Genomic DNA, 20,933 nt, shown 5'->3' with positions numbered 1-20,933 from the left:
ATTTTCTCTCTGCGCGCGAAGCACGCGACGCAGAGCCTTAAGCCCATTGCCCCTTGCGCGCCCCTGTCTTACCCTCACGGCGCTTGCTGCTCACGAGGCAGGCCAACGAATCTGAGAGGTGAGCCATGTCCACGCCCGTACGCGGTCTGATCTTCTGCTTATGTCTTTTGCCCGGCACCGTGCTGGCCCAATCAGGCACGGTACTGACCAAGCAATATGACGACGGCGGCGTGTACGAGGGTACATTCCGCGGCGGCCTCCAGCATGGCCAAGGCACCTACAGGCTGCCCAACGGATATGAGTATTCCGGTGAATGGGTGGATGGAGAGATCAAGGGCGAAGGTACCGCACGTTTCCCCAATGGCTCGATCTACGAAGGCACATTTGCCAAGGGCAAACCTGAAGGCTTCGGCAAAATTACTTTTGCTGATGGCGGCACCTATGAGGGTGAATGGCAAACTGGCGCAATTGTTGGCGACGGCGTGGCCCTCTACGCCAATGGCGTCCGGTACGAGGGCCAGTTCCGCAACGCCAAACACCACGGCAAGGGCGTCATGCAATCACCCGGTGGCTATGAATACAAAGGCGACTGGATCGACGGGATCAAGCAAGGGATGGGCGTGATTACCTACCCCGATGGATCGGTCTATGATGGTCAGATTGAAGCGGGCAAACGCCAGGGCGAGGGCAAACTGACGACGCCAGATGGCCTGGTCTATGTTGGCCTTTGGGCCGAGGGGCAAATTGATGGCGCCGGAACGCTGACCCAACCCAATGGCGATGTCTACGAAGGGGACCTTGTGTCGGGCAAACGCGCTGGCAAGGGCCGCGTGACATATGCCAATGGCGATGTCTATGAAGGCCAGTTCAGCGATGACCGCCGCCACGGTCAGGGCACGTTCATTGGCAACGATGGCTATACCTATATCGGCCAATGGGCCGAGGGGCAGATTGAAGGCAAAGGGCGGGTCACTTACCCGGATGGCTCCGTCTACGAAGGACAATTCGTAGATGATCTCCCGCAGGGCAAAGGCAAGATCAGTTACACCGACGGCTCGGTGTTCGAAGGCGACTGGATCGCCGGAGTGATCGAAGGTCAGGGCAAGATCACCTATGCCAATGGCATCACCTATGAAGGCGGCTTCAAGAATGCGCGCAACCATGGCGCGGGCGTGATGACCTATGCCGATGGTTACCGCTATGAAGGCGCGTGGGTCGACGGCAAGCGTCAGGGCACAGGCACGGCCACCTATCCCGATGGCACGGTCTATACCGGCCAGTTTCTGGATGGCCAACGCCACGGCACGGGCAAGATCGTGATGGCCTCGGGTTTTACCTATGAAGGCGAATGGCAACAGGGCGAAATCAACGGTCAGGGCGTTGCCACCTACGCCAGCGGTGACGTGTACGAAGGCACGTTCAAGGATGGCAAGCGGCAAGGCACCGGCACCATGCGCTACGCCACTGGTGAAGAAGCAACGGGCGATTGGGAAAGTGGTGCACTGAATGAAGACAGCTAAGGCTGGCTGCATCACCCTTTGCCTGCTGGGCGCGCCCGCCGCGGCAGACTGGACTTTCGTTGAGACGTGGACCGACCCCATCAACGGATTTGACACCAAGGCGGCTGTCTCAACTGCAGACGACGGCACCACCCTGCATCTGTATCGGAACCCGGCCGGACGGGTTTACGCGCTTTTCACCCTGCCCGAGGACAAAGGTGACATCGCCGATGAAGGACAAGTGGCGACACTCACACCCGAAGGCTTCGATACCAAGGTGATCGAAGCGCGCACAGAACAGGGCCGCGTGGTCGAGTTTGCGGCCAGCACGGGTCGCGCTTTGCGCAACCGCCTGTGGCATGGCGAAGGAACAGCCCCCGCGTTCGGCACCCTGCACGACATGATCGAAGCGCCCAGCATCAGTGCAACCTTCACACTGAAGGACGGCGGTGAGCATGCGGCAACATGGTCCATGGCCGCCTCCGGCACGCCCATTGCCCAAGCCATAGGCATCACCATCGAAGGCGCCTCGGCCGGGGATGAATGGGACGATGCAGCTGCCCAGGCACTGCTGGCCGCAATGACCACATGCCAGTTCCCGAAACTGGATGTGACCTGCGTGCAGAAGGTCACAGCCTGCTCGGACAAAATCAGCAAAGACCGCGACATTGACGGCTTCGACAGCTGCGTTGCAGCCGAAGACTAGTCCGCGACCTCTAGACCTCTGCTTGATGCGGTTCTGATCGCGCCTGCACCAACTGCGCAATCCGCGCGCGCTCATCATCGGCACCGGACATCCGCGGGTCGCGCAACACAAACAGACCCAGCCGATCAGGCCCTTTGGGATCACCTGTGCCGGTCTTCAGGTCCAGCTTCTCCAGATAGTCGGCAACCGTCTTCATCTCGCCGTCGGGTGTGTCCAGAAAGGCGTCTGCAAGGGCACGCGCAACCTGCGGGGCCGCCGAAGACGTCCCGCTTTGTGCGATGTATGTGCCACTTCGCGTGCCTGCACTAACGATGCCGGGCTGCGTAAAGGACCGCTCAGATGCAGCCGAAAGCTGTACCTGCGCACCTGCCGGGAGCATATCATCACCTTTGGTCCGAAGTGCGCCTGCACAGCTGTAGCGCGCGGCGCGCAGCGTGGATTCGTCATATCCGCCAACGCGCAACACGTGCTGCCCGGTCGCCATGCCGCTCATGGTGCCAAACCGGCGCACCATTGCGCTTTGGCTGTCAGTCTCTGCCAGCCGTCCGTCGTCGGCATACAGCGCGTTCCTCGGATCAATGAAATAGCTCTGGCGCGCTCCGGTCCGCGCACCGCCAAAATCCTCATCTCGTTGAACCCAGAGTTGCAGCCCGCCGGCCACGGATTGCCCGTCAGGGTCTTCGGTGTATCCCGGAACAGGACCGGCCATGGTCTTGGTCACCCGAACGGTCCAGCGTCCCGCAGGCGCGGGCACCTGATCCGACAAGACATCTGTCGGCGCCAAGGCAATCACATGCCGCCATCGGCCATCACGATAGTGCTGAGTTGAAAGCTGCCCAACGGGCTGCGCCCCTTTCGTGATAGGGGAATGTGCCACCGTATCTGCACTGGGAAAACCATAGTCCCCTGCATCAAGCCGCCCGTGCGCTGGCGGCACCAACTCCACCCTCAGATCATCCGGGGTCAGGCCATCCGGGAACCAGATCTCAAGAAAGCTCGACGTGCGATCATCAGGCGGTAGAAACCAGTCCAATGTCGCCACGCCATCAGCCTCTGCAAAGTGTTCTTCGGTCATCACCGCATGGATGCTTTGCATGAACATGTTGCCCGAAGGCAGAATAACAGCCGTCGGATGATGCGCACGGCGGGCGGCAATCATCTCGTCAAAGGCCGCTTCGATCACGCCGTTGCCATCATGTGGTCCCGATGAATGACCGTAGCTGAGGTTCACGATCAACGGGACCCGTGCACCCGGTTTGGCATGTGCCGCCGCAATACGCTCGGCCCGGTCAAAAATGTAGTGCATGGCCGACAGCACGAACATGTCCTTGCCAAAGCCGGACGTCTCAGCACTCGCCATCGCGGGCAGGTCCACCGCTATGATATGGACACGGTCCTGCTTGGAGTCACCGTTGCCGGGTGTCTGCCCCGCAAGGCTGTCCAGAACATGGGCCCCGTGCGAGAACGCTTGATCCAGCGGATTGCGGACATCCGGATCCCCCCCACCGGCCAAACCGGCGGCACGATAAATCGCCCCCTCATCACCCGCGCATTGGTGATAAAGCGCATCAATGGTGGCCTTGTCATATTCCCGGCCAAACAACATCGGGTGTCCGGCCTGCGTTGCAGATTGGGACCAGCAATAGTCGATGCGGGTTCCCTGCCCCGCTGCATCGACAAAGTTGCGATGGCAGAAGGGAATCCCATCATCGACAATCGCTACAATGACAATGCTTTCAGGATCAGTGGCCGGGTCCGGCTCAGCACTGTCTGCCCAATCGCGGAACACGGTTTGCTCCCGCACGGGGTAGTTCACATGGCTGAAAATCCGCGGCCCGGGCGCCAGGCTTGTGAGGGTCGAAATGGCGGTCTGACCCACACACGCTTGAAAGCCCTGCAAACGGGCAGCGGTTGTGCCTTCGCGCGCGTCCTCGTTTTGATAAAACAGAGCGGGTGCAAAGCGCGACTTGAACCCCCGCGCCGTCCAAAGGGCGGGGATCAGAACCTCGCCCGTGTCGGTGCTCCAACGGCTGGGAATGTCAGACATCTCAACCGGCTCGGACGCCTCAAAGACACAAGTCAACGCATCCGAGGCGCGGTCCAGGCCCGGGTGTTTGTACCCTTTGCCCGTGCCGTACACCCACGCCTCGTAAGGGCCATCTGCGCATTCCACATGCGCTGCAGCGGGGGTCATGCCGTCGCGCGCAAGTGGTTGATGTCGTCCAGCGCGCGGCTCCAAAGCCAGGCGAACTTGCTGTCCGCCGATGGTGCCGCGACCGTCGCCCGTTCCATGCTGACACCCGCAATTGGCGTGGCTGATGTCGGATCAAACAAAGCCTTCGCATCGCGCAGGAGAAAGTCGGAACCCTGCGCAGCCGTGTCGTTTGGATCAAAAGAAAACTTCAGCAGCTCTGCATCAGCGTTCTGACCCAAGGCGGCGACAATGCGACCCACATTGATGCCAATTGTGAAACCCGCGGCACTGTCGATGGGATAGTGCACACCCGCAACGGTCCGGTTCACGGCAATACGATGCCCTGTAGCATGGATCATGTCACGGCGCTCAGCCACATGACTGATACCCGTGTCCGCCGCCTCAAGGAGTGCCACCAGCACGGTGGAAAGGGCCGCAGCCTGCGTTGCATGACCGCTTGGCAGACTGCCGTGGGACGGTGTCGGGATCAGCGGAACCAAACGGCTGTCCAGCTCGTCCGGGCGACGACAGGCAAGGGCATGCTTGACCGGCATCGAACACAGGCCCGCCAGATGCTGAACAAACTGCAGCAATTCAATGAGATGCTTCGACCGGGCGGCGGGCAAGGCAATGATAGGCGCAAAAAACTCGGTCACGCCACCTGTCTGGGCTACGATTTCAGCGGCGCGGTCGCCTCGCTGATCCATGTAATAGCGCACAAGGTTGACCTGGGTGGCCAGCGTTTCGGCGGACGCTGGTACAAAAGTGGCAAAATCGGTGCCGGCCCAGGACAAGGCTGCGCGGCCAGCATCGGGATCCGGGGTATATGCAGCTTTGAAGCTTTCGAGAAACTCCATGGTCAACAACATTGACCGGACGTCCTGCCCATAACGATCCATGTGATCGGTGGCGTTTGGGGTCAGTGTCCCACCGCCAAACACCGGGAAGTCATCAGTGCCTGCAAGGTGAACAACCGCCATTGTGCTGGATTGTACCGCCCCACCCGCGGCATAGACGCCAGATGCGCCGGCATGCCCAGCGTGACCGGCATATCCGGCGTGGCCCGCATGTCCGGCGTGACCCGCATGCCCGGCATGACCCGCATGCCCGGCATGACCCGCGTGCCCAGCGTGACCCGCATGCCCGGCGTGACCCGCGTGCCCGGCGTGACCCGCATGCCCAGCGTGGAATGGTCCAAATAACGACATTTACCTCTCCCTTTGTGTTCCAAATAACTTTGTAAAAACTAGAAACCGGCCGCCTTCAATGCAGTAACCATGCGGCCGCCTACGTCGAATTCCGCAGCTGGATGCGATCGGCGATACTCTTCCAAATCAAAATAGGGAAGCTGGCGGCGCAGACGTTCACCAGTCTGCGCAACAAGCTCGTCCTGTCCCAGATGATAGTGGGCACATAGCTTTGTTCTCAGGGTCGACACATGGCGAGCGTTCAAATCCAGCGACAGGTCGGCCAACTCAACGGCCCTTTGATAATCTCCAGCCGACACATGTGCGAAGGCCGCAAATGAATGAAACAGATACCCCAACGGGTCTATGGGTGACAGGCGGTGCGCTTTCTCGACATATTCAACCGCTTTCTCCGAGCTGTCTCTGAAGGCATGCATGACACCGCTGAACAACCACGACATTGAGTCATTGGGGTTAACTTCAAGTGCTTTTGCGAACCGTTTCTCAGCCACACCTTGCCTGTTGTTGAGCGCCGAGTGCACAACACCATCCACAGCAAGACACAGTGAATTGTCAGGATCGATGTCGAGCGCACGCTGCGTTAGCTCAGACGCCTGTAGTGCGTCAGACTTCGGGTCCGAGCTCCAGCCATTCCAAATGGACATGATGTACCAGTCGCCCAGCCAGGCCAAAGGCTCGGGTGCATAAGGGGCGCGGGCCACAGATTCCTCGATCAATTGGCGCGCGCGCGCGAAATTGGCCAGCTTCAATTCGTGCATCATGCCCACGCCAGCCAATAGCAGACGATGATCATCCAGATCAGCAATGTGCCGCCCGCGCGCATAGCGCACCGTGTCGGACGCAATCATGCGGCCTACTGCGGTTGTCAGTTCTGCAATGGCGTCGCTTTCAGACGACAAGAACTCTCCGACGGGAGCCGTGAAAGATCGCGTCCAAAGAATACGGCCTGTTGAGGTATCGATGAAGTCTGCGTTCAGCGACACATTCATATCCTGCGCACGCAGTGATCCGGTCAGACAGTAGTGCGCACCAAGCGTGTCGTGAACTGTCTGCATATCGATCTGTTGCTGGCTCAGCTGGCGCGCCGACATGTGCGAGATCACCGACATCAAGCTCGACTTGGAGAGTGACCTGCAAACCTCTTCGGCAACGAAGTCGCCCATTGCACTCAGGCTGGGGTCGCCAGACACAAGCCGAAAAGGGACCACGGCAACCGTGGGCAAAATCGACGGCGGCGGGGGCTGGTGAGACGTGCTGAAGAGGCCATAGATCTGACTTGGGTTCTGCCGAATATTCTCCAGCCATTCTTCGAACCCCTGTTCCCGAATGTCCAAACCTTCAAGAAAGGTGGCGCCACCGGGTCGACCCAGGAAACGGACATGCTGCAGGTTCAGGGCCAGTTCGGAATGCGTTGTGGTTAGGAACTGGTCAAAATCGTCGCCCAAGTGCGATTTGATATCCGAGACAGCGCGCCTCAAACTCTGCCGTCCGCTGTCAAAAGTTGACCTGCCCCACAAAGTGTCTTGTAGGAAGCTACGCGTGCGGCGCCCAAACGGAGCCGTCGCAAGCAAAGCAAACAATGCCTTGTGTTTGGTTCCTGTGATCTCATAACCGTCGGCGCCCGCTTTGCGGACGACACAAGGCCCGAACAGATTGATCTCCAGCACTTTTCCGTCCACGGATACGCCCCCAGCACCACACACCAACCCTAGCGGAACTCCGTAACGCGAAAAAGCGACTTCACGCTTTATTCACGCGCGGCACGGCTCGGAACCTGCCATATTTGTGTCAGAACACAGGGCCGCACCCGTGGCTTTCAACGTATGGGAGAAACGCGATGACGATCAAACCCAAGTTCATACCGGAAGTGGAGGCGCCGCAAGGACCATTGACGGCGCGCGACGTCATCGATTTCCACCTGCGCTGGGACGAATTCCGTCCTGTAGCCAAGTCGATTCATGGGCTTCTCGACCTGTCCCAGGATCAGGCCGAAGCACTCTACTGGCTCATTGAGCTGTCAGATCGCGTGCATCAGGAAGACCTCAAGTAACGTGGCGCAGCCACATGCCGCAACGCAATTTACGCGTTTGCAGCGGCTGCGCGACACCCCAATTTTAGCAAGTCATTCTTCCACGACCAAGCCCCAAAGGCGTCCCAGAAACGGTCGTGAAATTCATTAAACCCAGTTTCGGGCCACCGTTTTTCCCAGGTGGCCCGAAATGGCCGGAACCCACCTGTGTATTGTATTGGGGGGAAGCGTACAGTGTCCGGCCATCTATCCATCCGCAAACGGTTTGCCAAACACGTCCGGCAATCAAACAACCTCACCCGCTGACATCCGATCCAGAAAAGCGTCTGCCTCGCGCAGCACGGTTTCGCGCCGCGTCGCATCCATACGGTCCCAAGTCCTGTACATGTTGCCCATCCGCGCATTGTTTGAAAAACGATCCCGGTGCCGATCCAGAAAATGCCAGTACAGCAGGTTGAACGGACACGCCCCGTCGCCAGTCTTGACGCTCACCTTGTAATGACACCCTTTGCAGTAATCCGACATCCGATTGATGTAGGCCCCCGACGACACGTAGGGCTTTGACGCGATCACACCGCCATCGGCAAACAACGACATGCCCACCACATTCGGTGCCTCGACCCATTCAAACGCATCGGCATAAACAGCCAGATACCACTCCGACACCTCGGCCGGGTCCAACCCCGCCAAAAGCGCAAAGTTCCCGGTCACCATCAACCGCTGGATATGATGGGCATAGGCTTCGGCCTTGGTCTGCTCAACGGCCTTGGACACACAGCGCATCCGCGTCTCCGCACCCCAATAGAAATCAGGCAGCTTACGCTGATGGTTTAGCCCATTGCGGCGTGGATAATCCGGCCCTTCTAGGAAATAGATGCCGCGCACATATTCCCGCCACCCGATGATCTGACGAATGAAACCCTCGGCCGCGTTGATGGGCGCGTGCCGCTCCTTCCATGCCTGTTCAACCGCCCGACAAACCTCCAACGGGTCCAACAGCCCGATGTTGATGTAGGGCGCCACCAGTGCGTGATAGAGAAACCGGTTGTCCGCCAGCATCGCATCCTGAAAGTCCCCAAAGCGGGGCAAGGCATAGGTGACGAAGTGGGTCAGCGCCCGCTGCGCCTGTTCAGGGTCAGTGGCAAACCAAAACAGGCGCAGATTACCGAAATGATTGCCAAAGCGGCGCTCCACCAGGTCCAGCACCTCCTCAACCACAGCATCGGGTGTGAACTGAAGCGGCCCGCTGAACGCGACATCCTCTGGCGCGGGCTTGCGGTTCTCGTGGTCGTAATTCCACTTGCCCCCTGCAGGTTTATCCCCCTCCATCAACAAGCCCGTCTTGCGCCGCATCTCGCGATAGAAGTACTCCATCCGCAACGCCTTGCGCCCTTCGGCCCACTCCTCGAATTCCTTGTGCGAGGCGATGAAACGATCATCCTCCAGCAGCGTGATCTTCAGCGGACAATCCTCAAGCGCGGCGATCAATCGATGCTCCCCGGGCCGCGTGGCGATTACGTCGGACACGCCATGCTGCTCGGCCCGCCGCAACAGCTCACCCGGGATGGACTGGCTGTTCTCGGTGTCATCCAGCTCGGAATAGGCAACGGTCCACCCATCTTCCCGCAACCGCGCCGCAAACTTGCGCATGGCAGCCAGAATCAGCGCTATCTTCTTGGGGTGGTGGGGCACATAAGACCCCTCCTCCGCCACCTCGGCCATCACGACCACATCGCGCGACTTGTCCGCCTCCCGCAACGCCGCGACGCTCTCGGTCAACTGATCTCCCAACACCAAAACCAACCGGCTCACCACGGCACCTCTGTCCCCGAATAGTCAAAGAACTTGCCCGTCTGCTCTGGCCCCAACCCGTCCATGACGGCAATTAACTCAGCTGCCGCCTGCGCAGGCAGCACAGACGGATGCCGCCCGACATACTTTTGTGTAAACGCTGTCGCCACAGTCCCCGGATGCAACGCCACCAAAGCAGCTCGCTTGTGCGTCCGCGCCAACTCAATCGATGCCGTCCGCACAATCTGGTTCACCGCCGCCTTCGCCGCCCGATAGGAAATCCAGCCACCAATCCTGTTGTCGCCAATCGACCCGACCCGGGCCGACAAGACGGCCAAGACCGATGGCGCGTCGCGCACCATAAGCCGGTGCGCGTGGCTCAGAACAAGGGCCGGGCCAACGGCATTCAGCGCAAACTGATCCAGCATCGCAGCTGCATCCAGACCCTTGATGGTTTTTTCGGGCTCCGCCCCATCAATCTCCAACGCGCCCGTCGCTACAACGATCCGATCATAGGAACCCCGCCCCGCCAGATGCCGCTCCACGGATGCTGCGTCTGTCACATCGAAACCATCCACCGACCGCGACAACCGATCCACCATGGCCCCGCGTGCTGCAAACCCGTCAGCCAGTGCAGACCCGATCCCGCCAGACGCACCCAATATCAAAACCTTATCCATGGACGCAGAGCTAGCCGCCCAACTCGATCTATCAACTTCATCTTGCAAAATAAACTCTCCCCGAAGGGCCGATCCGCAACAGGCACAACATCCGGAATTCCCCACTTCCCATTCACCAAAAGCGCGGTATAAATACGACCATGACACACGCCACGCATATCCCGACTGCTCGCCATCCTGGCGCGTCTCTGCGTGGCCTCCTGCTCCTAATCCGCCTCTGAGCGTGCCCATCGGCGCGACCGCTCAGAGGATGCCTCTCGCGCCAAGGCTTTAGGACAGAAAAAGAGAATTCAAATGACCCAAGACACGAAAACTCAGGATCGGGTTGTCATCTTTGACACAACCCTCCGCGACGGCGAACAATCCCCCGGCGCCACCATGACACACGCCGAAAAGCTGGAGATTGCAGGCCTGCTGGACGACATGGGCGTCGACATCATCGAAGCGGGCTTCCCGATCGCCTCCGAGGGCGATTTCAACGCCGTCTCCGAGATCGCCAAGAACGCCGAAACTTCAGTGATCTGCGGCCTCGCCCGCGCCCAGATCGGCGACATCGATCGGTGCTGGGAGGCCGTGAAACACGCCAAGCAACCCCGCATCCACACGTTCATCGGCACCTCGCCGCTGCACCGGGCCATTCCAAACCTGACACGGGACGAAATGGCCGAACGGATCGAACAGACCGTGACCCATGCCCGCAACCTCTGCGACAACGTGCAGTGGTCGCCCATGGACGCCACGCGGACCGAACTCGACTACCTCTACCGCGTGGTTGAGATTGCGATCAAAGCGGGGGCGACCACGATCAACATCCCCGACACGGTCGGCTACACCGCCCCGCGCGAAAGCGCCGACCTGATCCGCAAACTGATCGAAAACGTGCCCGGTGCGGACGAGATCATCTTCGCCACCCACTGCCACAACGACCTTGGCATGGCGACGGCCAACAGCCTCGCTGCCGTCGAGGCGGGCGCCCGCCAGATCGAATGCACAATCAACGGTCTGGGCGAACGGGCGGGCAACACCGCACTGGAGGAGGTCGTGATGGCCCTCAAGGTCCGCAACGACATCATGCCCTTCCAGACGGGCATCGACTCGACCAAGATCATGAACATCTCCCGCCGCGTGGCCGCCGTCTCGGGCTTCCCTGTCCAGTTCAATAAGGCCATCGTCGGCAAGAACGCCTTCGCCCACGAATCCGGCATCCACCAGGACGGAATGCTGAAAAACGCCGAAACGTTCGAGATCATGCGCCCCGAGGACGTGGGCCTCAGCGAAACCAACCTTGTCATGGGCAAGCACTCAGGGAGAGCAGCCCTGCGCGACAAGCTTGAACAACTGGGCTTTGAAGTGGGTGACAACCAGCTCAAGGACGTCTTCGTCCGGTTCAAGGCACTTGCCGACCGGAAAAAGGAAATCTTCGATGACGACCTGATCGCACTCATGCGCACGTCCTCTGACCCCGAAGACGAACGGCTCAAGATCGAGAAACTGGCTGTCCGCTGCGGCACCGAAGGCCCGCAAGTGGCCGACCTGGTGATGGAGATCGACGGCGAGCGGCACATGACGACCCAAACCGGCGACGGCCCGGTCGATGCGACGTTCAACGCGGTCAAGGCGCTGTTCCCGCATGAGGCAAAGCTGCAGCTCTACCAAGTCCACGCCGTGACCGAGGGCACAGATGCGCAAGCCACGGTCTCGGTCCGCATGGAAGAAGCCGGCCGCATCGTCACCGGCCAGTCCGCCGACACCGATACGGTCGTCGCCAGCGCCAAAGCCTACGTCCACGCCCTCAACCGCTTGCTGGTGCGGCGCGAAAAGGGCGGCAAGGACAAGGCCGAGATCAGCTATAAGGACGTCAGCTAACGCTTGGGCGGGCGACACGCCCGCCTTACAACTCCTTCGCTGCCCACACCCTGTAAGGCGGACGTGTCGTCCGCCTTTCTTTCTTCTATATTGGTCGCATGCAATACCACCTCAACGGCTTCCGCCCGGGCGATCCCAAACGCCAGCCAGCCACCCAGAACACCAAAACAGACACCGACGTCCTGATCGTCGGCACTGGGCCCGCAGGGCTCACCCTCGCCGCCTACCTCGCGCAATTCTCCCACATCCGCACCCGGATCGTCGAGCAACGCGACGGCCCGCTGGTCATGGGGCAAGCCGACGGCATCGCCTGCCGCACGATGGAGATGTTCGAGGCATTCGGCTTTGCCCACCTCGTCGACCGCGAAGCCTACCACGTGAACGAAACCACCTTCTGGAACCCCGACAACACGGGCACGATCACCCGCACAGGCCGCATCGATGACGTCGAAGCCGGGCTGTCAGAGATGCCGCACGTGATCCTAAGCCAAGCGCGGGTGCACGACTTCTACCTCGACCTGATGCGCAACGCCCCGACGCGCCTCGAACCCGAGTACGGCACCCAGGTCACGGGCCTGACCATCCCTGACGAAGGCCCTGTTTCGGTCGAAACGAACCACGGCACGATCCAGGCACACTACGTCGTCGGCTGCGACGGCGCCCGCAGTGCGGTGCGCCGAGCACTCGACATCCCGCTCAAGGGTGAGGCCGAAAACGCCGCATGGGGGGTCATGGATATCCTCGCCACCACCGACTTCCCCGACATCCGGCTCAAGACAGCCATCCAGTCAAAGAACCAGGGCAGCCTCCTGATCATCCCGCGCGAAGGCGGGTATATGGTCCGCTTCTATATCGAACTGGCCAAACTCAACCCCAATGAACGGGTGGCAGACCGTGACCTGACACCCGACGACCTGATCGCAGCCGCAAAACTCATCCTCGCGCCCTACACGCTCTACGTCAAAGACATCGTCTGGTGGTCCGTCTACGAAATCGGGCAGCGGGTGACCGACCAGTTCGCCGACACAGGCCCCAATGACGACATACCTCCAAGGGTCTTCATCGCGGGCGACGCATGCCACACCCACAGCCCCAAGGCAGGGCAAGGCATGAACGTATCGATGCAGGACGCGTTCAACCTCGGTTGGAAACTGCAATCAGTACTTGATGGGCGGGCTTCGCACGACCTCTTGCACACATACTCCGCCGAACGGCGGGCTATCGCACAGGAGCTGATCGACTTCGACCGTGAATTTGCCCGTGCCTTTGCCGCGCGGGGACAGGATCCGCAAACCTTCCAAAACCACTTTCAGAAGCACGCCCGCTATACTGCGGGGATCGAAACGCACTACAAACCCGGACCACTTACAGCCGCCGACACACACCAACACCTCGCCACAGGCTACCCCATTGGCAAGCGGTTCCACTCCGCCCCTGTGATCCGCTGGGCCGACGCCCATAAGATGCAGTTGGGCCACACGATCCTCGCCGATGGCCGCTGGCGGCTCTTCCACTTTGCGGGCAATACGGACCACACAGAAACGCTGGCCAGCATCATCGCGCAACACGCGCCCAAAGGCGCAGAACCTGACGCCATCATCGACTTGCGCACCATCGTACAAACCCCGCACCGCGAGGCTCAGGCAACTGCGGCGCACATGCCCGCAAAGGGACAATTTCACCTGCAAGACAGGGAAAAACTCTTCTGCCCGGACCCCGGTTCCAACATCTTCGACATGCGCGCGATAGACCGTGAAATCGGGGCGCTCGTTCTCGTGCGCCCCGATCAGTACGTGTCACATGTCTTGCCACCGGGGCAGCAGGACGCACTCGTTACATGGTTAAGCCAAATCGTCGGCAGCGCTTAGCCGCTTGCCCCATCGGCATCGAACATCAGGCGCAGGGTTACCGGCACCGCACGAACGATGTTCGGCAGACTGGCCAGCTCCATCAGCTTGTCTACAGCAGGATCAATTTCGGCATCGGCGGTGGACAGGAACATCATGCTGTCCGTCGTGACCATCACCTTGTTTTCCGTCAGGCGCATCACGAACATGTCGCCATACATCGGCACCTCGACACCCAGCAGATCAAGGTTGCCCTCAACCTCCATCACGGTGCTGTCGCCCACGGCGACCGCTTCCATCGCAGCCATATCGATCTGGGCCGAAATCGACGCGCGGGGTGCGTTCTTGAAGACGTGCTCGACCATCCGCTCATTCCGAATGTCGATATTCGTTTCAACCGAGGACAAGTCGATACCAAGCGTCACGCTGCCATCTTCGGCAACCGTGCCGTCGATCGACGAAAAGCTGTGCACCTCGCCCGTGTCGTTGAACTTGATCGACCCGAATGCCAGCTTCGATGCGCCACCGTCCAGCGTCCAGCTGTCGGCGTGCACCGTGGTCGCGGCCAGTGCCAATCCAAGGCCCAGCGCGGCCGTGCGAAGTGAAAACATGTTGTCCTCCCGAATTGAATAATGATCCAGGCAGATGCGCCCGGTTCATACAACAACACCGCACACACCATGATTATTCACTGCGTCCGGGAAAAAATTTTCATGGCACGGCGACGGCTTGGCAGGACCTTGCCGATTGCCCCTTGTTTTCGGCCCTTTCGTCCCAATGCCCGCGCCCGTATAAAGCGGTCGGTCCGCGCCTCGTCCTGAGTCGCGGACCCAACATCATTGGGGCCACGCAAAGGCAAGGGGCACGGGGCATGTCAGTATTCGGAAATCTGGGTGGGCTGTTTTCGTCCGACATGGCGATTGACCTCGGCACCGCCAACACATTGGTCTATGTCAAAGGGCGCGGCGTGATCCTGTCCGAGCCCTCGGTGGTGGCCTACCACGTCAAGGACGGTGTGAAAAAAGTGCTGGCCGTGGGCGAAGACGCCAAGCTGATGCTGGGCCGGACACCCGGCAGTATCGAAGCCATTCGGCCGATGCGCGAGGGTGTGATCGCCGACTTCGACACCGCCGAAGAGATGATCAAGCACTTCATTCGTAAGGTGCACAAACGCTCAACCTTCTCGAAGCCAAAAATCATTGTTTGCGTCCCTCACGGCGCAACCCCTGTTGAAAAGCGCGCAATCCGTCAATCGGTGCTGTCCGCTGGCGCCCGCCGCGCGGGCCTGATTGCAGAACCCATCGCCGCCGCCATCGGTGCAGGCATGCCCATCACCGACCCAACCGGCAACATGGTCGTCGACATCGGCGGTGGTACGACTGAAGTGGCTGTTCTGTCGCTTGGCGACATCGTCTACGCCCGCTCGGTCCGCGTCGGTGGTGACCGTATGGATGAGGCGATCATCTCCTACCTGCGTCGCCAGCAGAACCTTCTGGTGGGTGAAACGACCGCCGAACGGATCAAGACCAGCATCGGCACCGCCCGTATGCCCGATGACGGGCGCGGCACGTCGATGCAAATCCGGGGCCGCGACCTTCTGAACGGTGTGCCGAAGGAAATCGAAGTCACACAGGCCCAGATTGCCGAGGCGCTGGCCGAACCCGTCCAGCAAATCTGCGAAGCGGTGATGACCGCGCTCGAAACCACGCCGCCAGACCTTGCCGCCGACATTGTGGATCGGGGTGTGATGCTGACCGGCGGCGGCGCGCTGCTGGGTGATCTGGACCTCGCGCTGCGCGAACAGACCGGCCTCGCCGTGTCCATCGCTGACGAAAGCTTGAACTGCGTGGCGCTTGGCACGGGCAAGGCGCTGGAATATGAAAAACAACTGCGTCACGCCATCGACTATGACAGTTAACGCAAATTAACTTTTACTCAAACCTAAGTCTCTGATAAGGTTCGGGAAAAGTGAAGTGTCCCCGCGGGGACAGATTTTGGCCGCTTGCCACGTTGTGGTAAATGTCGGACCATTCGGGGAACGGACCAGATCTTGAGGTGATACCGCCTTGGCCAAGGACCGCGCACAGGTAGACTACGGCGGCCCGCTGCGGCGGCTGGTTCTGGCTGTGCTGGTGCTGGTTCTGGCGGGCACGTTCCTGCTCTGGCGTATTGACAGCCCGCGCGTCGAACGGTTCCGGGCGCAGGTGACGGACCGGGTTGTGCCCAACATGGATTGGGCCATGGCGCCGGTCACGGGAACGATCAACCTGTTCCGCGATTTCCAAAGCTACCGCCGCATTGCCGAACAGAACACCGAACTGCGCCGCGAGTTGCGCCAGATGCAGGCGTGGAAAGAGGCGGCGCTCCAGCTCGAACAGGAAAACGCGCGGCTTCTGGACCTCAACAACGTCCGGCTCGACCCCCGCCTGACCTACATCACCGGTGTTGTATTGGCAGACTCGGGTTCACCCTTCCGCCAGTCCGTCCTGCTGAATGTGGGTGCGCGTGATGGCATCGTCGAAGGTTGGGCGACCATGGACGGCATCGGTCTTGTGGGCCGCATCTCCGGCGTCGCACAGAATACGGCGCGGGTGATCATGGTCACCGACGCCTCAAGCCGCGTGCCCGCGATCATTCAACCCTCGGGACAACAGGCGATTGTGGCGGGCGACAACTCTGCAGCGCCTCCAATCGACTTCCTCGAAAACCCGGACCTGGTCCGCCCAGGAGATCGGGTGATCAGCAGCGGTGATGGCGGCGTGTTCCCCGCAGGCCTGCTGATCGGACAGGTTGCCGCTGATCCTGGCGGACGGTTGCGAGTCCGGCTGGCCGCCGACTACGAGCGGCTCGAATTCCTGCGTGTGCTGCGCCACTACGGCACGGAACCGGTCAACGACGACAGCAATGTGCTAGCCCCTGGCGGTGCTGCGCTGCTGGAAACCGAGGTGACAGAATGACCGAAAGTGCCACGTCTCATCTTTGGGCCATGCGGGTTTGGTTCATGGTTCTGGTCACCACAATCCTGTTCTTCCACCTGCTGCCCCTGCAAACGGCGACCGATGGGTTGATCTGGCCAGACTTTCTGTTGGCCTTCGCGCTGGCATGGTCCGTGCGCCGCCCGGAATACGTTCCAGCCACGCTGCTGGCCCTGACCTTTCTGATGGCCGATCTTCTGCTGCAAAGGCCGCCAGGCTTGTGGGCTTTGCTTGCCCTGATCGCCTGTGAACAGATGAAGTTGCAATCGCGGTCCTTGCGCGATGCCAGTCTTGCCACCGAACTGGTCTCAGCCGTGCTATGGATCGTGGGCATCGGCATTGCGTACCGTCTGGCGCTGGCCATTTTCCTGGTCGAAGTCCCTCAGCTCGGTCCTGCCCTGATCCAGATCGTGATGACAGCGGTTGCATACCCTGCGGTCGTAGCCGTGACCCATCTGCTGATGGGCGTGCGCAAACCAACACCCGGTGACATTGATGGCAAGGGAGTGCGGTCATGAAGCGACCTCGCGTTGATACTGAGGCAAACCACCGCCTGGTCACTCGGCGGGCCGCAATCCTTGGCGGTGTGCAATTGGCTTTTGTCGGTGCACTCGGTGCCCGAATGCAATTTCTGCAGGTCGATCAGGCCGATCAATTCCGCCTCTTGGCCGAGGAAAACCGGATCAACATTCGGCTTATCCCTCCGTCACGTGGCGAAATCTTTGATCGCAATGGCGTGCCGTTGGCGCGCAACGTCCCCAGCTACCGCATTGTCATCGTCCGCGAAGACGCCGGCGAGGTCGAGGATGTGGTGCAGAACCTCAGCAAACTCGTTTCACTCGACCCTGACGAGGTCGAACGGGCAATGGCAGAGATGAAACGCTCGGCACCTTTCCTGCCCATCACCTTTGCAGAGGAAGTCAGCTGGGAAGACCTGAGCCGCGTCAGCGTGAACGCCCCGGCCCTGCCCGGCGTGACGCCGGAAGTGGGCCTAAGCCGCGTGTATCCGCTGGGGTCGGACTATGCCCACGTATTGGGTTATGTCGGGCCGGTCAGCGACTACGATCTCGAGCGGATCGAGGATCCGGACCAGCTGCTGCGCATCCCCCGGTTCCAGATCGGCAAGGTCGGTGTCGAAGCCAAGATTGAGGAAACCTTGCGGGGCAAGGCAGGCGCGCGCCGGGTCGAGGTTAACGCGGCAGGCCGCGTCATGCGGGAACTCGATCGGCAAAATGGCATCCCCGGTTCGGATATGCAGCTGACCATTGATGCCAAGCTGCAAAGCTACGTGCAGGCCCGGTTGAACGGGGAAAGCGCCAGCGCCATCGTGATGGATGTGCAGTCAGGCGACCTGCTGGCCATCGCCTCGGCCCCCACTTTTGACCCGAACCTTTTTGTGCGCGGAATTTCCAGCCGGGATTACAAGGCACTGACGGAAAACAAGTATCGCCCTCTCGCCTCGAAATCCGTGCAGGGTACCTATCCGCCCGGTTCGACCTTCAAGATGATCACGGCCATGGCCGCGCTTGAGGATGGGCTGATTGGCCCGGATGAGACCGTCTATTGCCCCGGCCATATGGAAGTGGCCGGTCGCCGCTTTCACTGTTGGAAAAGTGCGGGGCATGGATGGGTTGATCTGGAAACATCGCTCAAACGATCCTGCGACGTTTACTACTATGATCTTGCGGTCAAAGTAGGGATTGAAAAGATCACCGCCATGGCCAATCGTTTTGGACTAGGCGAACGCCACGACATCCCAATGTCAGCGGTGGCCAAAGGTCTAACGCCGACCAAGGACTGGAAGCGACGTGTACATGATCAAAGCTGGGTCGTGGGCGACACCGTGAATGCCTCGATCGGCCAGGGCTTCCTACTTGCATCCCCCCTGCAACTGGCGGTGATGACGGCGCGTTTGGCATCAGGTAAAGCCGTCAAGCCACGTCTAATTAAGACAATTGACGGGATTGAGCAGCCCTCTGATGCGGGTACAGACATGGGGATGAACGAAAACAACCTGCGCAAGATGCGCCGCGCCATGTACGCCGTGGTCAATGATCGGCGCGGGACAGCGTATGGCAGCCGCATCATCGAAGACGCGATGCGCATGGCGGGCAAGACCGGAACCACTCAGGTGCGCAACATCAGCGCCGCTGAAAGACGCGCAGGGGTTATCAGGAACGAAGACCTGCCATGGGAACGGCGGGATCATGCGTTGTTCGTGAACTTTGCGCCCTACGACAATCCAACAATTGCCGTTGCTGTCGTGGTTGAACATGGTGGTGGCGGGGCCAAGGTCGCGGCCCCAATTGCCCGGGACATAACATTACAAGCGCTCTACGAAGGTGAGCCCCCGCTCGAGGCCTACCCGACCAAGGATCGTGGCCGCATCGAAACGCAGCAGCAGATGCTGCGCGGTATGCAACCAGTCGCCAACATCGCGGGAAGCGATCAGGCATGAGTTATCTTGAATACACGGTCAAACATGTCCCCACGGGGCCACGCAAGATCCTGTTCCTGAACTGGCCCCTCGCCCTGCTGCTGGCCGCTGTGGCGGGCGTTGGGTTCCTCATGCTGTATTCGGTTGCCGGCGGATCATTCAGCCCATGGGCCGAGCCGCAAATGAAACGCTTTGCCATGGGCTTTGTGCTGATGCTGATCGTGGCGATGGTGCCGATCTGGTTCTGGCGCAACATGGCTGGTGTCGCGTTTGCCGGGACATTGCTGTTGCTTTTGGGCGTTGAATTGTTCGGGTCCGTGGGTAAGGGCGCGCAGCGATGGATTGATCTGGGTTTCATGCGGTTGCAGCCCTCGGAATTGGCCAAGGTCACGCTGGTGATGATCCTGGCTGCCTATTACGACTGGTTGCCCAGCCACAAGAAATCGCGTCCGTTCTGGGTGCTCATCCCTGTTGTGCTGATCCTGCTGCCTGTGGCGATGGTGCTGCGTCAACCTGATCTGGGCACGTCGATCCTGCTGCTGGCCGCCGGGGGCGGGATGATGTTTGTCGCCGGTGTTCACTGGGCCTATTTCGCAGCCGTGATCGGCGCGGGCGTAGGTCTGATTACAGCCGTCTTCCAGTTCCGTGGCACCGAATGGCAGTTGCTGAAGGACTATCAGTACAGGCGGATCGATACGTTCCTTGATCCAGCCTCGGACCCGCTAGGGGCAGGTTACCACATCACACAGTCCAAGATCGCGCTGGGATCGGGCGGTTGGACAGGCCGGGGTTTCATGCAGGGCACGCAGTCGCGGCTGAACTTCCTGCCGGAAAAGCACACCGACTTCATCTTTACCACTCTGGCCGAAGAGTTTGGGTTCATCGGGGCGTTTTCGCTGCTGGTCCTTTACGCCCTGATCATCCTGTTCTGCGTGGCCTCGGCCCTCGCAAACAAGGACCGGTTTTCGTCGTTGTTGACCCTGGGAATCGCGCTGAACTTTTTCCTGTTCTTTGCCGTCAACATGTCGATGGTCATGGGCTTGGCCCCGGTCGTGGGTGTGCCGCTGCCGCTTGTCAGCTATGGCGGATCGGCCATGCTGGTTCTCATGTTGGCCTTCGGTCTGGCACAAAGCGCGCATGTGCATCGACCCCGACACGGGCACTGATCGTGCATCATCTTGATCCGTTTCGTGCGCGGACTGTGTTGCCATTGGACCTCGAACACTCCGCAGGATGGCAGTTGAAGCGATACGCCATTCTGGCAGATGACCGCGCGTTCTCGGACGAGATTGCAGCGGCTGCAACCGCCGCCGCGTTTAATCGCTTGCCGCAGGCTAGCACCCTGGGCGATGCGGATAGCAACCATGGTGTCGGCTTTCAATTGATCCATTTTGCCGAGACCGCCGTGGTGTCACCGGTGTTCTATTGGCAGTGGAGCAGCGTGTTGGCGCATATTGATCAGCTGCGCGCCCCTTGGGACGACCCCACACACTTTGATACAGGCAAGACGGAGGTCTTTGGCTGCGTCTGGGAGATGGAGATCGTGGCATTTGAAACGCGTGCATGGACATCCACGATGCTGACCGATCACGGTGCCCCGCACGAAAGGCTGAAGGCGTACTTGGAAAAGGCGGCCACCTGATCGTTCCATCGCGGATCCATGTGGGCAGCATCACAAGACGCGGTTTTGCATTCACCCTC

The 20,933-nt window shown here is 60.2% G+C and carries 18 protein-coding genes; 12 read left to right on the top strand and 6 right to left on the bottom strand.

Annotation, left to right across the window (positions count from 1 at the left end; all coding sequences use genetic code 11):
* The first annotated feature begins 125 nt into the window (after positions 1-125).
* On the top strand, positions 126-1,520 hold the full coding sequence (locus IE087_RS03830; RefSeq protein WP_189367824.1) for an MORN repeat-containing protein: 1,395 nt from the start codon (positions 126-128) through the stop codon (positions 1,518-1,520).
* Positions 1,507-2,205 (top strand): hypothetical protein, encoded by a 699-nt coding sequence (locus IE087_RS03825; RefSeq protein ID WP_189367821.1) that lies wholly within the window; start codon positions 1,507-1,509, stop codon positions 2,203-2,205. Before IE087_RS03830 ends, IE087_RS03825 begins: the two co-directional genes overlap by 14 nt.
* A gap of 10 nt (positions 2,206-2,215) precedes the next feature.
* Here IE087_RS03825 and IE087_RS03820 read toward each other — a convergent pair whose 3' ends face one another.
* Positions 2,216-4,399 (bottom strand): S8/S53 family peptidase, encoded by a 2,184-nt coding sequence (locus IE087_RS03820; RefSeq protein ID WP_189367819.1) that lies wholly within the window; start codon positions 4,397-4,399, stop codon positions 2,216-2,218.
* Positions 4,396-5,379: a phosphatase PAP2 family protein gene (locus IE087_RS03815; RefSeq protein ID WP_229801253.1), complete on the bottom strand. Its 984-nt coding sequence runs from the start codon at positions 5,377-5,379 to the stop codon at positions 4,396-4,398. The genes IE087_RS03820 and IE087_RS03815 overlap by 4 nt, the downstream gene beginning before the upstream one ends.
* Positions 5,380-5,430: 51 nt before the next feature.
* Between IE087_RS03815 and IE087_RS23480 the strand changes: the two genes are divergently transcribed.
* Positions 5,431-5,601, top strand: coding sequence for a hypothetical protein (locus IE087_RS23480; RefSeq protein WP_229801252.1), 171 nt, complete (start codon positions 5,431-5,433; stop codon positions 5,599-5,601).
* Positions 5,602-5,645: 44 nt separating this feature from the next.
* Here IE087_RS23480 and IE087_RS03810 read toward each other — a convergent pair whose 3' ends face one another.
* Positions 5,646-7,085, bottom strand: coding sequence for a hypothetical protein (locus IE087_RS03810; RefSeq protein ID WP_229801251.1), 1,440 nt, complete (start codon positions 7,083-7,085; stop codon positions 5,646-5,648).
* Between the two features lie 359 nt (positions 7,086-7,444).
* Between IE087_RS03810 and IE087_RS03805 the strand changes: the two genes are divergently transcribed.
* Positions 7,445-7,657 carry a hypothetical protein gene (locus IE087_RS03805; protein WP_189367813.1) on the top strand — a complete coding sequence of 71 codons (213 nt, stop codon included), beginning with the start codon at positions 7,445-7,447 and terminating at the stop codon, positions 7,655-7,657.
* Between the two features lie 264 nt (positions 7,658-7,921).
* On the opposite strand, the gene IE087_RS03800 is transcribed toward IE087_RS03805, so the two are convergent.
* Entirely contained in the window at positions 7,922-9,451 is a 1,530-nt protein-coding gene (locus IE087_RS03800; protein WP_189367811.1) for a cryptochrome/photolyase family protein, read from the bottom strand.
* The gene (locus IE087_RS03795) at positions 9,445-10,107 is read right to left on the bottom strand and encodes an SDR family NAD(P)-dependent oxidoreductase (RefSeq protein WP_189367809.1); all 663 of its coding nucleotides are present in this window, start codon (positions 10,105-10,107) and stop codon (positions 9,445-9,447) included. Before IE087_RS03795 ends, IE087_RS03800 begins: the two co-directional genes overlap by 7 nt.
* 294 nt (positions 10,108-10,401) lie before the next feature.
* Between IE087_RS03795 and IE087_RS03790 the strand changes: the two genes are divergently transcribed.
* Positions 10,402-11,973, top strand: coding sequence for a 2-isopropylmalate synthase (locus tag IE087_RS03790; protein ID WP_189367807.1), 1,572 nt, complete (start codon positions 10,402-10,404; stop codon positions 11,971-11,973).
* A 98-nt stretch (positions 11,974-12,071) separates the two neighbouring features.
* Positions 12,072-13,841 carry an FAD-dependent monooxygenase gene (locus IE087_RS03785; RefSeq protein ID WP_189367805.1) on the top strand — a complete coding sequence of 590 codons (1,770 nt, stop codon included), beginning with the start codon at positions 12,072-12,074 and terminating at the stop codon, positions 13,839-13,841.
* On the opposite strand, the gene IE087_RS03780 is transcribed toward IE087_RS03785, so the two are convergent.
* Positions 13,838-14,431 (bottom strand): YceI family protein, encoded by a 594-nt coding sequence (locus tag IE087_RS03780; protein ID WP_189367804.1) that lies wholly within the window; start codon positions 14,429-14,431, stop codon positions 13,838-13,840. The two genes, IE087_RS03785 and IE087_RS03780, sit on opposite strands and share 4 nt — an antisense overlap.
* A 260-nt stretch (positions 14,432-14,691) precedes the next feature.
* On the opposite strand from IE087_RS03780, the gene IE087_RS03775 reads away from it, so the two are divergent.
* The 6 genes from IE087_RS03775 to IE087_RS03750 all read left to right on the top strand — a co-directional run bounded on the left by IE087_RS03775 (position 14,692) and on the right by IE087_RS03750 (position 20,874).
* A complete protein-coding gene (locus IE087_RS03775) occupies positions 14,692-15,738 on the top strand; it encodes a rod shape-determining protein (protein WP_076629964.1) in 1,047 nt (348 codons plus the stop codon).
* 148 nt (positions 15,739-15,886) lie between these two features.
* The gene (mreC, locus tag IE087_RS03770; protein ID WP_189367803.1) at positions 15,887-16,777 is read left to right on the top strand and encodes a rod shape-determining protein MreC; all 891 of its coding nucleotides are present in this window, start codon (positions 15,887-15,889) and stop codon (positions 16,775-16,777) included.
* Positions 16,774-17,313, top strand: coding sequence for a rod shape-determining protein MreD (locus IE087_RS03765; protein WP_189367801.1), 540 nt, complete (start codon positions 16,774-16,776; stop codon positions 17,311-17,313). Before mreC ends, IE087_RS03765 begins: the two co-directional genes overlap by 4 nt.
* On the top strand, positions 17,310-19,253 hold the full coding sequence (gene mrdA / locus IE087_RS03760) for a penicillin-binding protein 2 (RefSeq protein WP_189367799.1): 1,944 nt from the start codon (positions 17,310-17,312) through the stop codon (positions 19,251-19,253). The genes IE087_RS03765 and mrdA overlap by 4 nt, the downstream gene beginning before the upstream one ends.
* Positions 19,250-20,398 (top strand): rod shape-determining protein RodA, encoded by a 1,149-nt coding sequence (gene rodA, locus IE087_RS03755; protein WP_189367797.1) that lies wholly within the window; start codon positions 19,250-19,252, stop codon positions 20,396-20,398. The genes mrdA and rodA overlap by 4 nt, the downstream gene beginning before the upstream one ends.
* Positions 20,399-20,400: 2 nt before the next feature.
* Complete coding sequence (locus IE087_RS03750; protein ID WP_189367796.1) at positions 20,401-20,874, top strand: hypothetical protein; 474 nt, start codon at positions 20,401-20,403, stop codon at positions 20,872-20,874.
* Positions 20,875-20,933: the final 59 nt, after the last annotated feature.

Origin of the sequence: Tateyamaria omphalii (genome assembly GCF_014651375.1) — a bacterium.
GTDB classification, from domain to species: Bacteria; Pseudomonadota; Alphaproteobacteria; order Rhodobacterales; family Rhodobacteraceae; genus Tateyamaria; species Tateyamaria omphalii.
The sequence above is the reverse complement of the archived record's forward strand: the minus strand, read 5'-3'. Positions and strand labels throughout refer to the sequence as shown.